This is a genomic window from Vibrio sp. PSi01 (assembly GCF_054960695.1).
The window spans coordinates 77,971-91,576 of the sequence record NZ_JBHNYN010000001.1 but is presented as its reverse complement, the minus strand read 5'-3'; the positions used below and the strand labels follow the sequence as shown (position 1 = coordinate 91,576).

7 protein-coding genes are annotated in these 13,606 nt (G+C 43.8%); 3 read left to right on the top strand and 4 right to left on the bottom strand.

All coding sequences use genetic code 11. The annotated features are described in order from the left end of the window. Positions 1-96: 96 nt before the first annotated feature. From ACFI6G_RS00380 to ACFI6G_RS00370, 3 genes are read left to right on the top strand one after another with little or no spacing between them, the layout of a single operon-like run. The gene (locus ACFI6G_RS00380; protein WP_016784636.1) at positions 97-3,702 is read left to right on the top strand and encodes a hybrid sensor histidine kinase/response regulator; all 3,606 of its coding nucleotides are present in this window, start codon (positions 97-99) and stop codon (positions 3,700-3,702) included. Next, the gene (locus tag ACFI6G_RS00375) at positions 3,699-4,850 is read left to right on the top strand and encodes an EAL domain-containing response regulator (RefSeq protein ID WP_016784637.1); all 1,152 of its coding nucleotides are present in this window, start codon (positions 3,699-3,701) and stop codon (positions 4,848-4,850) included. Before ACFI6G_RS00380 ends, ACFI6G_RS00375 begins: the two co-directional genes overlap by 4 nt. Positions 4,851-4,852: 2 nt before the next feature. Then, positions 4,853-6,499, top strand: coding sequence for a response regulator (locus ACFI6G_RS00370; protein ID WP_371964271.1), 1,647 nt, complete (start codon positions 4,853-4,855; stop codon positions 6,497-6,499). A gap of 112 nt (positions 6,500-6,611) precedes the next feature. Here ACFI6G_RS00370 and serS read toward each other — a convergent pair whose 3' ends face one another. From serS to ACFI6G_RS00350, 4 genes are all read right to left on the bottom strand, one after another. Beyond that, positions 6,612-7,919 carry a serine--tRNA ligase gene (serS, locus tag ACFI6G_RS00365; RefSeq protein WP_010439959.1) on the bottom strand — a complete coding sequence of 436 codons (1,308 nt, stop codon included), beginning with the start codon at positions 7,917-7,919 and terminating at the stop codon, positions 6,612-6,614. A gap of 142 nt (positions 7,920-8,061) precedes the next feature. Beyond that, positions 8,062-9,417: a replication-associated recombination protein A gene (locus ACFI6G_RS00360; RefSeq protein ID WP_016768557.1), complete on the bottom strand. Its 1,356-nt coding sequence runs from the start codon at positions 9,415-9,417 to the stop codon at positions 8,062-8,064. A 63-nt stretch (positions 9,418-9,480) separates the two neighbouring features. Beyond that, the gene (gene lolA / locus ACFI6G_RS00355) at positions 9,481-10,077 is read right to left on the bottom strand and encodes an outer membrane lipoprotein periplasmic chaperone LolA (RefSeq protein WP_016768556.1); all 597 of its coding nucleotides are present in this window, start codon (positions 10,075-10,077) and stop codon (positions 9,481-9,483) included. Positions 10,078-10,445: 368 nt separating this feature from the next. Beyond that, a complete protein-coding gene (locus ACFI6G_RS00350) occupies positions 10,446-13,571 on the bottom strand; it encodes a DNA translocase FtsK (protein ID WP_016784639.1) in 3,126 nt (1,041 codons plus the stop codon). Positions 13,572-13,606 lie beyond the last annotated feature (35 nt).

The following is a 13,606-nucleotide window of genomic DNA, read 5'->3' as shown; positions in this document are numbered from 1 at the left end:
ATTTTTGAAAGTATAAAATCGACAAATAAGATTAATCTTAACCATAGAAATAAATAGAAAAAGAGTATTACCTATTGGATAAATGCTCATCATAAAATGCCGAGACTTTATATTGTCTCGAATATTATGAAAAACTTTTTAATCTGCTTTTTTTCTCTACTGCCTTTTTCTTTTCAAAGCCTTGCCTCTGAAATAAACCTCAGTGATGAACAACTCAATTATCTACGTTCAAAGAAAACGATTGTTATTGCCAAACCTACCTACGTCTATAAACGAATGTGGGAAGATCTCATTGTAAATAAGAATCACAGATCCGAATCCGAAATTGTTGAATTATTAGAACAAAAACTGGGTATCGACATAGTTGTTAAAGATTACTTATCTTCTCGAACTCTACATAAGGCCATTAAGAACGGAGAGGCCGATCTAACCTTTGGTTATGCTCAAACAAAAGAGCGTGATGAGCATTTCGCTTTTTCTAGCAGCCTGTACGAAATACCCAATGTGTATTGGTACCGAGACGAAAACACGCAAAATAATTCGAAGAAAGATCTAACGTGGGCTTGTATTCGCAATTCAATGTTTTGTCAGGTCATCAAAGACCAAGGTAACTCTAAAATCATATTTGTAAACAATACCCCCGAGTTAATTACTGCTCTTTCGGTAGGTAATGCGGACGCTACCGTTCTCGATTTGACATCCATACAAAGCTATTACTCTGTTGTGACCCCTGGAGAATGGCAAGGTAATTTGGAATACTCGAGAGAGATACCTTCTTTTAGTATTCAAATAATGATGAGAAAAGAAGATAAGCAACTGAAATCAATCGTCGATCGCTTACTCATTAGTAACGCCAAAGATATTGCCCTACGTTACTCAGATTATTTCTTCCATTTTTATGATGATTTGATTAATCAAGTACTAGAAGGTGAATATGATCGTCACACTATTCGATACACCGTAAGTGAAAACACATACCCATATTCTTATTTGGATCCTGCAAGTAAAAAAACGGTTGGATTTATTCATGACGCAGTAGCATTAATCTCAAGAAAGCTTGGTGTTTCTTTTGAATACATCCCACCAGACGGCAAAGACATTGTCGATATGTTGAGAAACAGAGAGGTCGAATTCCTACCGGGGTTCGATGTCGAGCAACCCAACAATCAAGAGTTCCAATTCAGCCAACCTTTTATGACGCTTGATTGGGCTTACACAGAAGCCAATAAACCGTGGGATGTTAAACGCACTGCGATACTCGATAGAACCGGTTATTTTATTCAAAAAGACTCTCTCAATGCTGACTTGGCAGACGCAGTCCTATATCAAGATATTGACTCTCTAATCAATGATATGAGCAATGGAAAGATCACTCACGCGTACATTCCTCAAAGCATCGCGAATCTTTATGTCTATAACGGGTATGGCAATATCTTTCATATTATCGCGAGTGACGAAAGCGCACCACTTTCTCGAAAAATGGGCGTCATTCTTCGTAAAGACTCTACATTCTTACAGAATGTGATTAATTCAGCGGTGTCATTGACCACACAAAATGAAATCGACTTATTGACCCTGAAGCATCACAACATCACTGCACAATATGGCTACAGTAAAGAGCGTATTATCGCTTATACCCTAATGATCTCATGCATAGTGTTCGCGTTGATCATTTTTGGTTTGGTAAGAACACGTAGACTGTCTTTATCACTAACGCGTGCTCAGTTATCAGAGCAACGTAGCTACGATCAGATCCAGTGGTTAACTGATCTACTAGACAACCTACCTAGCCTCATTGCTATTCATGACCAAAATGGTCAATTGATTCTAGCGAACAGCGCTTTCGATAAGCAGATGTCTGCATGCCGTTCTCTGGCTCATGGAGAAAGACCAAGTTTTTGCTGGCTCAATGATCAGGATGAACAATTGAGTGACAAACTTGGTATCTGGAGCACCATAAAATGTAATTGCAGTAGCGGCGAGCAACACTTTAGGGTGATTCGCCAATACCTCGAAAACGCACCGAAAGATGATTCTTACATAGTGACCGTGCTCGATGACCTGACAAAGTGGGAGAAACAGCAGCGTGAGCTCGAAGTTTCAAATAAAAAAGCTCAAGAGGCGATCAAAGCTCGAGATCTATTCTTAGCGATCGTTAGCCATGAACTGCGTACACCGATTGCAGCCATGATTGGCCTTATGGAACTGCTGAGTACCAAAATAGAAAATAAAGATGACGTGGAGCTTCTTAGCAATGCTCAGTTATCTGCGGAGCGCTTAAAGCTGCTTGTCAGCGATATTCTCGACATCTCAAAAATGGAGGCTAATCAGCTTCATTTAGAGTCTAAGGTGAGCAACATCTATGAAGAACTGTGTCCTATTTTTAGAACCTTTGAGACAAATGCGCGATTAAACAATCTTCAATTCAAACTTGATTGGAAAATGAACGCAATCGCGAGCGCAAGTTTAGACTGGTTAAGAGTGACACAAATACTCAATAACCTTCTAAATAATGCCATTAAATTCACTGAAGATGGCTTCATTTTAGTTTCCGTTAAAGCATCTGCCACGCAACTGCAATTAACGATTACAGATACAGGTTGCGGAATGTCAGATCAGCAGATCACTCGAGCTTTTCAACCTTTCGCACAGGGTGACCACAGTATCAGCCGACGTTACGGCGGTACAGGCCTTGGCATAACAGTGGTTCAACGCCTTGTGAACATGATGAACGGCAAGTTGAACATCGAAAGTAAACTAGGCTTGGGGACAAAAGTCACTATTACGCTGCCAATCAAAGGCGGCACAGTTCCTATCATCGTCAACACTCCAATCTCTTGCGAAGACAGAGAAGTATTGTCGTGGCTTAAAGCTTGGAAAATCGATAGTCAAATGAATGATTATGGTCCGGTGATTGAGCGCTCCACACAGTGGCAGAACTTGTATCCAGATTTACTGCTCAGCGATATCACTTCGCAAGGTAAAAGTGTGGCTCACACGCCGGCTATCGAATACCACTTTGCTGGTACCGTGCTGATCGCCGATGACGATCCCATTAACCGCTTGCTATTTGCCAAACAGCTCAAGCGCTTTGGCTTAACAACGATCATTGTAAAAGATGGGCAAGAAGCGATGGAAGAACTAGAGAGCAACGAAAGACTCGTGGACATCATCATCACGGATTGTCATATGCCGAACATAGATGGTTATCAACTGACTGAAAAGATTCGCTCGATCGATAAGTTTAAGCACCTACCCATTATTGGTTGTACCGCCGAAGACTCAAAGTTAGTGATAGAGAAAGCTGAACACGTGGGAATGGATCAAGTGATTTATAAGCCCTACTCGTTTGAAGAGCTCGCATACGCACTCGAAACGTTACTGCCTCAGCAAGAAAAAGCAGCAGATCAATCCTGGGCGAAAAACTACAGCCCGGAAGAACAACTTCAGATGGCGACCGTCATCTTGGACTCGTTCAGCTTAGACAAAGCGATGCTGTTAGAGGCAAACCCAAACATCAAAGCAATAGCGCATAGGATAAAGGGATCAGCGAGTTTACTAGGATTAGACTCTCTAAATTATGCTGCAAAGGATTGTGAACAAAATACGGAAAACCCTATGTATTGTCACAAGCTAATTGAAGAGTTGGATTTGGCTATTGCCTCAGCTCATGCAGTTATAAACAGGTTAAATTCACTATGAAAATTCTCATCGTTGAGGATTCACTCTTACAAGCGACGCAAATTCAGATCCTACTCAAACGCTATAGCGTTGACGAAGTCTACACCGCATACAATGGTGAAGATGCGATAGAGCTATGTAAACAACATCGTTTTGATATTGCATTCTGTGATCTTCAGCTACCACAAATAGATGGCGTAACACTGTTGGCTTCCCCAGAGGCACAGGCATCCATACAAACGGTCGTCATTTTGAGCGCTATGGCTGATGCTGCACTGGATTCGACAAAAAGCATGTGCAATCTCATTGGTTACAACGAAGTGGAAGCAATACCGAAGCCGGTAGATGAAACACATATACAACGCTTACTGTCGACATACAAACGCACTCAAACCGCTAAATCTATCTTGCCAACCGCAGTAACGTTGAGTGAGCAGCAAACGATTGAAGCCTTTGAAAAGGAGTGGTTTACCAACGCTTATCAGACGCAACACTCCGTAGAACAATCGACACTGATTGGGGTTGAGGTACTTGCACGTATTATGCACCCTGAATTGGGATTGCTAACCCCTTTCCATTTTATGGATGCTTTGCGCCAACTTAGCTTAATGGATCGACTTTTCTTTACTGTGCTTGAACTGGCTCTCAAAGACATTTCATCAATGCGTAAGCCGATTCACTTCGCGATCAACATTGAGCAATCGACGTTAAAACTCGAAATTGCGGATCAAGTTGCAAGCTTATGTAACAAGTACAAAATCGAGCCATCACTGCTGACTCTAGAGATCACAGAGCATGAAACGATCTTGCTTGACGCGCACTGTTATAAAAATATCGCGAAACTGAGCATGTTAGGTGTTGGGCTATCGGTTGACGACTTCGGCACCGGCTACGCCTCTCTGTCACAACTATCAAGCCTGCCATTTACTGAATTAAAAGTAGATCGCAGTTTTGTAAACAATATTAGCGAAAACAAAAAGAATCAGATTCTAACAAAAGCTTGCATCAACTTAGCAGAAAACCTAGGGCTTTCTTGTATCGTCGAAGGTGTTGAACAACAACAAGACCTTGAATACTTAAAAACAATTGGCATGACCAAATACCAAGGTTTTATTACGTCCAAGCCAGCAAGCTTTTCGGAATTCACGTCAGCAAACAACTTAAAATAAACATGAAATTAACTCATTTAAATGCACTCATCGTTGACGACTCTGCGATAGTGCTATCGACCATCCGTAACATGTTAGTCCACATCGGATTTTCAGAGCGACTGATTTCAATCGCCAAGTCACCACGCATCGCTATGGCTTTCACAAGCGATACAACGTTTGATGTGATTATTTGTGACTACAACTTTGGTAACACCATCAACGGCAAACAGCTCTTTGAAGAGTTGAAACAGTCTAAAAGATTAAAAGATGACGGGATATTTATCCTAGTAACGGGCGAGAACTCAGCACTGACCATACGCCCAATACTCGAGCTCAGACCTGACAACTATCTATTAAAACCATTTAACCGTGAAACGTTGAAACAACGCATCACAAGCTCACTCACCAAAAAGTCAGTGTTGCAAAACATCTATAAAGCCGAACGCGACAACAACTACGAACAGGGGCTTGAATACTGTGAAGAACTTATCGCGTTTCACCCAGAGTACTTTGCCACCATTCAACAATTTAAAGGCTGTTTCCTCTCTAAACTCAAGCTCTATGAACAAGCCAAACGTGTCTATGAGAATGCACTTGATGAAGGTAGTTTTGATTGGGCACAGGCAGGATTAGCAAACAGCCTTGCGAATTTAGGTCGACTCGATGAAGCGCAATGTATGATCGAGAGTTTAATCGACTCTGCGCCCTCTAGCACTTTGTACCAAGACCAAGCGGCTCAAGTGAATCTGATCAGCAACAAGGTGCCAGACGCCATTGTTCATTTTAAGTTAGCCAGTGAGCTCACACCCGGTAACTCTGAGAGAGAGTTAGCCATCGCCAATTTATGCTTATCAGTCAACGATTCAAAGTCAGCACTGGCTCACTATCAAAACTATATACAAATCAATAGAGGTACCTTTCGCGATAATCTCTACATGAAACTCAATCATATTCGCTTTTTACTCTATTGCGCGTCTGATGAAGTAAACAACCAAGCAACGTTGGATCAGGTTAACTACCTAATATCAAAGATACCAACGGAGGAAAGAACCGAGTTACAAGTGGACTTAGCGCTTATAGCTGCGCACATTGCAATGGAATCAAAACAGTACCAAAAAGCTGTCACCATTTTGAACACGCTGCACGACAAGAATGACTTCAATGCTTTTCCTGTCATTTATCATCACACATGGCTACTCGACAAGATGAGCTGTGAGAATGAATTCAAAGTCGCAGACAACCGTTGTGGCATGTTGATCATCAAAACGGCCAATGAGACGGTGATATCGAGTCAGATGACCATGTGCGCTGAAATGAAGCGCCGAAACACAGAAAAGATGGAATGGCTAAAGCAAAAAAACATCACGATCAAACAAGCGTCTTCGGATTACAAGCAGGTACTAGGGGCTTACTTAGATATTCATAAGCGCTGTCCGATGATCAAGAACGTGTGCATGAACATCGTAAAGCTACTCTCTGTTATCTGGCCTGATTCGATGGGAGCTAAACAGGTTCTGAGTATTATTCAGCAATGTGATGAGGTCATTACACAGCTGTATACCCTAGATGAGCTGACTAAAAACAATTACCAAAATTACTATCGCAAAGCCTTGCTGGCCTGCAAACAAGCAGATAATGAAGCCAAAGCGAACTTCTCTTACATGTAGCTTCTGTTGATGTAATATCAGCTTTGGTAACCTCCAGAAATGAAAAAGGCTTTGCCATAACAGCAAAGCCTTTTGAGTCATCTATTTTTAGGGCAATGCCTAAAACATTAGATTAACCGATGTGCGTTACGCCGCCCATGTATGGCTGAAGTACTGCTGGGATAGCAATACGGCCATCTGCTTCTTGGTTGTTCTCAAGAATAGCAACCATAGTACGACCAACAGCAAGACCAGAACCGTTAAGTGTGTGTACAAGTTCAGGTTTCTTCTCGCCTTTACGACGGAAACGAGCTTGCATACGACGTGCTTGGAAATCCCACATGTTTGAACAAGAAGAAATTTCGCGGTAAGTCTCTTGCGCTGGAACCCAGACTTCTAAGTCGTAAGTTTTCGCAGAACCGAAGCCCATGTCACCAGTACATAGAATCACTTTACGGTAAGGAAGCTCTAGAAGTTGAAGTACTTTCTCAGCGTGACCTGTTAGCTCTTCAAGCGCTGCCATTGAGTCTTCTGGCTTAGTGATTTGTACTAATTCAACTTTGTCGAATTGGTGCATACGGATAAGACCACGAGTGTCACGACCGTAAGAACCCGCCTCAGAACGGAAACATGGTGTGTGAGCTGTCATCTTAAGTGGCAGTTCGGCTTCATCAGTAATCGTGTCACGAACCATGTTCGTTACCGGAACTTCCGCAGTTGGGATAAGCGATAGAGTCTTAAGAGGCACGTCACTTACTTGCTCAGTTAGCGGGCTTGTGTGGAACAAGTCTTCGCCGAACTTAGGAAGCTGACCAGTACCGTAAAGGCTATCGTGGTTCACTAGGTACGGTACGTACATTTCTGTGTAGCCGTGCTCATCAGTGTGAAGATCAAGCATGAACTGAGCAATAGCACGGTGTAGGCGTGCGAATTTTCCTTTCATCACGATGAAACGAGAACCCGAGATTTTTACTGCGCTAGCAAAATCAAGACCGCCAGACATTTCGCCAAGATCTACATGATCTTTCACTTCGAAGTCGTAAGTCTTAGGTTGACCCCAACGAGAAACTTCTACGTTGTCATCTTCATCTTTACCATCTGGCACTTCTGCATCAGGTAGGTTAGGAATAGACATTGTGATCGTTTCTAGCTCAGATTGAAGATCAGCCAATGCTACTTTAGCTTGGTCTAGTTCTGCGCCTAAGTTGCCTACTTCTGCAAGGATACGCTCAGCTTCTTCATGGTCGCCTTTTGCTTTCGCTTGACCAATGGACTTCGATCGAGAGTTACGTAACGCTTGTAGCTCTTCAGTTTTCATCTGAAGGGACTTACGTTTTTCTTCAAGTTCACGAATTGTCTCTACATCAAGGGTGAAGCCTCGACGTGCTAATTTTGCCGCTGTTTCATCCAGCTCAGCTCGAAGTAATTTAGAATCCAGCATTGCTAATCCTATGCTTTAGTTATTTGAATATTCAGTAGATTGCTACTGAATCACTGCTAAACCCCTAAAACTGGTGCTATTTCAACCAATTTATAACGATTTAATTGAATTTTTATGACTAGGTAACGATATCCAAAAAAGACTACTTTTCATAGCGTTTTTGTGGGCTTTTTGCGTCCAAATCCGCCAGATAATCTAGCTTCTCGCCAATTTTTGTCTCTAAGCCTCGTTTTGTTGGGAAATAGTATTGCTTCTCTCCCATTTCAGGAGGCAGATACTTTTCACCAGCCGCGTAGGCTCCTGGTTCGTCATGAGCATAACGGTATTCTTGCCCATAGCCCATGTCCTTCATCAAAGTTGTAGGTGCATTTCGCAAATGATGAGGGACTTCATATTCAGGAAGGTTGTGAGCATCTGCTAGAGCTTGCTTCCAAGCAGTGTAAACAGCATTACTCTTTGGTGCACACGCAAGATAAACTACCGCCTGCGCAATAGCACGTTCCCCTTCTGCTGGGCCAATGCGAGTGAAACAATCCCAAGCCGACATTGCGACCTGCATTGCTCTTGGATCAGCATTGCCAATATCTTCAGAAGCAATCGCCAGCAAACGCCTTACGATATACAAAGGGTCACAACCCGCTGCAATCATTCTTGCTGACCAATACAAAGCCGCGTCAGGGTTTGAACCACGAATCGATTTATGAACAGCGGAGATCAAGTCGTACCAAATATCACCCTTGTTATCGAAACGAGCAACCTTCTCGCCAGCCACTTCAGCTAACAACTGCAACGTTATCGCTTTCTCGCCTTTATCGTTGTCTTCTGCCATGTCATATAAAAGCTCAAGATAGTTGAGCGACATGCGTGCATCACCGTTGACCAGTTCAGCAAGGCGATCTAATACATTATCAGCAAAATTGGCCGACATATCACCTAACCCACGCTGTTTATCTTCGATAGCTTGGCGAATGACAAGGGAGATATCATCTGTATTCAGCGAAGTCAGTTTGTAAACACGCGCACGCGACAACAAAGCGTTGTTCAATTCAAAAGATGGGTTTTCAGTCGTCGCGCCAATAAAGGTTACAGTGCCATCTTCAATATGCGGCAGAAAGGCATCTTGCTGGCTTTTATTAAAGCGATGGACTTCGTCCACGAACAGGATAGTTCTGCGTCCTGCTTGCTTGTTCTCACGCGCTTTTTCAATGGCGATACGAATGTCTTTTACACCCGAGGTTACTGCCGATACGCGTTCAACCTCTGCGTTAGCATAGTTTGCTGCTACTTCCGCTAACGTGGTTTTACCGGTGCCAGGAGGCCCCCACAAAACCATCGAGTGGATATGGCCCGCTTCCAATGCCCTGCGAAGTGGTTTACCTGGACCTAATATATGCTGCTGACCTATGTACTGTTCGACAGTTTCAGGCCTCATACGAGCAGCAAGGGGACGAAAATCTTCGTCCCCTGCAAAATCTAAGCTGTAATTACTCAATTGCAATCTCTTGATTCATTGATGGCACCAATGCCTATCGACGCGCTACCAAACGATCTGCTGTCTAGATCAGTTTCTTTGGTCGTCGACCTCGACACCTTCCGGCGCCACAAAAGTAAAGCGGTCTGCTGCAGGTTTACCTAAGTCGACGTTGCTAAAGGTAAACTCACCTTTCTGACCATCTTGTTCAATCACATTAAAGCCCTGAACAATGCCTTTTTCGTTGATATTAATCTGGAAGTCACCCTGATTCGAGTCGACTGCCGTTGGTGTTAGTGTAAATTGATTACCCGACTGCGCTACGTTGTAGTTATCCCAATCGTTTTCTTGGTTACGTGTCAGCAGCACAAAAGGTGTTTGCGATGTTGCTTGTTCTTGCCAGTAAATACTCACTTGCTCAATGAATGGGCTGTAATACCACAAGCTTTGACCGTCAGATACCAGTAGGTTTTCATCAGGGAAAGTGGTTTCCCAACGGAATAAGCTTGGGCGTGCAATCTCTACCGTGCCCTCACCTTCCATAACGACATCACCATCAGGGCTCGTCACGACTTGTTTAAAGTCAGCGCTAAAACCTGCGTTCAATGCTAAGCGACTACTCAGCTCTTCTTTCGGAGAAGCCAACACTGAGAAACTCATAAATAGAAGTGCGAATACTTTTTTCATCAATAATCCTGTTAGAACATACGTCGGTCATATTTTCGATTTGACCGACTTAATGGGTATAAGTTCATAGGGCGTGTTGACCTTTCGTGGTTGAACTTTGTTCGAATGGGGACGCCTAGTCAAAAGCGTTTTAATCGCGGCGAGGGGGAAGTAGCCTAGTCATTCTAAGCAAATCTCCCTCAACAAAGAGTAAAACGCTTTTTGCGGGGGCGCCCAGCTCGAACCCTTCGGGCAGCGTTTGCTGGTCATTTCTACTACGTTATCGCCTTCTCATGTAGGCTAGCTACACATCAAAGCCTCTGCCTTGTATAAATACCCAGCAACTCGCTGCAAAAAACAGCTCGAAAGATCTACACGCCCTAGTAGAACTAATCTTTTGGTGGAGCTGGTGCCAAGACTTCTCTGTTACCGTTATGTCCAGGAGCACTGACGATACCTTGAGCTTCAAGTTGCTCGACAATTCTTGCTGCACGGTTGTAGCCAATCTTAAATCGACGTTGGACACCAGAAACTGAACCACGACGCGAATGGACCACATGTTCAACAACTTGGTCAAACAAAGGGTCGACTTCTTCATCGCCTTCCATTTTCTCACCTGGCAGCAAAGTTTCAGGCGTCTGTTCACCGTTAGTGATCTCATCAATATAGTTTGGCTTACCGCGTGCTTTCCAGTTATTCACGACTGCATGTACATCATCATCAGATGCAAAGGCACCGTGTACACGAGTTGTATGACTAGAACCCGGAGGCAAGTACAGCATATCACCCATACCCAATAGTGACTCGGCACCACCTTGATCAAGGATAGTTCTTGAATCCGTTTTGGTTGATACCGTAAAGGCCACACGCGTTGGGATGTTAGCTTTGATAAGACCGGTAATAACATCCACTGATGGACGTTGAGTCGCTAAGATCAAGTGGACGCCAGCCGCACGTGCCTTCTGCGCCAAACGAGCAATAAGTTCTTCAACTTTCTTACCAACGACCATAATTAGGTCGGCAAATTCATCGACGATAACCACAATGTAAGGCAACTTCTCTAGCAATGGCGCTTCAGGATCCATGCTGTCACCCGGTTTCCACAGTGGGTCATGGATTGGATGACCCGCTTCCGCGGCCATCTTCAATTTGTCGTTGTAGCCTTTAATGTTACGAACACCAAGTGCTGACATCAGTTTATAACGACGTTCCATTTCGCCTACACACCAACGAAGGGCATTAGACGCATCTTTCATGTCGGTTACCACTTCAGACAACAGATGAGGGATACCTTCGTAAACCGATAGTTCAAGCATTTTCGGGTCAATCATAATGAAACGAACATCTTCAGGTGATGCTTTGTATAGCATACTCAAGATCATCACGTTCACACCTACCGATTTACCAGAGCCGGTTGTACCTGCAACCAGAACATGTGGCATCTTAGACAGATCAGCAATAACCGCTTCACCTGCGATGTCTTGTCCTAGAACGACTGTCGTTGGTGATTTTGCTTCTTGGAACTGAGGGCTCGCAACCACATCAGAGAAGAATACCGTTTGACGACTCATGTTTGGCAGTTCTAAGCCAACATAAGGTTTACCCGGGATTACCTCTACGACACGCACTGCCAAAGCAGACAATGAACGCGCTAAGTCCATAGATAGGCCAGAGATACGGCTCACTTTTACACCAGGGGCAAGGTCGAGCTCAAATCGGGTGATCACTGGGCCAGGGAAAATATCAACGACTTCGGCTTTAATCTTGTAATCGGCAAGTTTAGACTCAACAAGACGAGCAATGGCTTCTAGCGCATCACGATCAATAAAGGTTTCACGCTTTTCAGGGTGGAACAGTAATTCAAGCGTCGGCAATGGCTCTGCAGGTTTCGGCAAGTTAACATCTTGTTGAACTAAAAACGGGTTTTGTGTCGCCGCGATATTCGCTTGGGCTTCAGAAACAAGGTTTTGGAATGCCGCGACATCTTGGTCTTGATGTACAGGTTCTTCTTCTGTTACCTCTTCCCAAGGAAGATCAACAACTGGTGCTTGGTTCTGCTCAGTCGTTTGCGTCAGCTCTTGTTCATAAGATGACGGAGCAAGTGGCCCTTCATCATTATCAATAGGTTCAGCGTCTAGCTCTGAATTAGGTTCAAAGCTTTGCTCTTCCGTTGTCTCGAAAGGCGCTGAGAATTCTTGTGGTGTTTCTTCTATTTCACCCATTGGCGAAGCGTATAGAGATTCTGGTTGAACATCTTCCGCATCGAACTCGTTATTTACTTCTGGTGAGCTATCCATTACTGGTTCTACACTGTCAACAACCGTTTCAGTAGGATGAACTGCTGGTTGCTCTTCCTGCATGTATTGCTGATACGCGATCTGAGATTCATGCGCGTCAACCTGATCCTGTTCTGCGAGGTCATCTTCATACATAGCCGCATTTTCTAGCTGCTCTATCGTTGCATTCAACTGCTTAGAACGCTCAACACCTTCTTCTAAAGTCTCCTCTGGCGCTTGGTAAACAGGAGCTACAGAGATCGGTTGTGCTGTAGCACTTTCGTTTTGAATGGATGCTTGCTCATGGGTAGAATCGTCTTGCTTCTTCACTGCCTCTAAAGGCATGTGAATATTGTACTGGCGCTTCTGTGGCACAGCATTATCAATGGTATTGCTCGCCGCTCCTGAAGATTCAGCCGTTGCAGAGAAGCTCATGGTTGGATCAAGGGAGTCTTGTTCTGCTTCTTTACTCTGTTCTTCAGCATTGTCTTCTATAGCGGGTAAATCTCGATAATTTGGCTGCTTATGACGATCTTCCAATCGTTCTCGGTCGGCAGATTCTTTCAGTTCAGGTTCGAGCAACTCTTGATCTTGTCCACGAACTTTGTTTACAGCAGACGTAAAGAATTTAATTGCACCTTCACCCAACCATTCAACAATGCTTAACCAAGAAATCCCCGTTAGCAGAGTAAAGCCAGCTCCCCATAAGAAAAGCAGAACCAATGTACTGCCAAGAACGTTTAACGTTGGAAGCGCAAGACTCGACAATACGTCACCCACTACGCCACCTGACGAAAAGTACCAAATATCGTCAAAGTTGATATCCGCTAGGCCACAACTCGTAAGAATAAGAACCGTAAGACCAAGTAAGCGAGTACCCCACAGCATAAAATCAATCTGTTCGTCTTCATTGCGCTTACGGAACAGTACCCACGCAGTCACCGTCACCAATATAGGTAATGGGTAAGCCAGAGAACCAAACACAAAGAAAAGTGTATCAGCCAACCATGCACCTACATAGCCACCGGCATTTTGAATGTCACCACCCCATGCAGTTTGCGACCATGATGGGTCAGCTGGGCTGAAAGTTAATAACGCAACGGCAAGTAGAATAGAGAAGAGAACGCCCAGAATCAGGCTGCACTCTCTAAGACGTTGAGAACCATTTAAACGAGGAGACTGAGGCTCTTCACTCGTTTTAATGATTGTTTCTACTTTATTACTGCTCTGCTTGAACATAAACCAACTTAATAATTGAACGAGATGAAAATGTC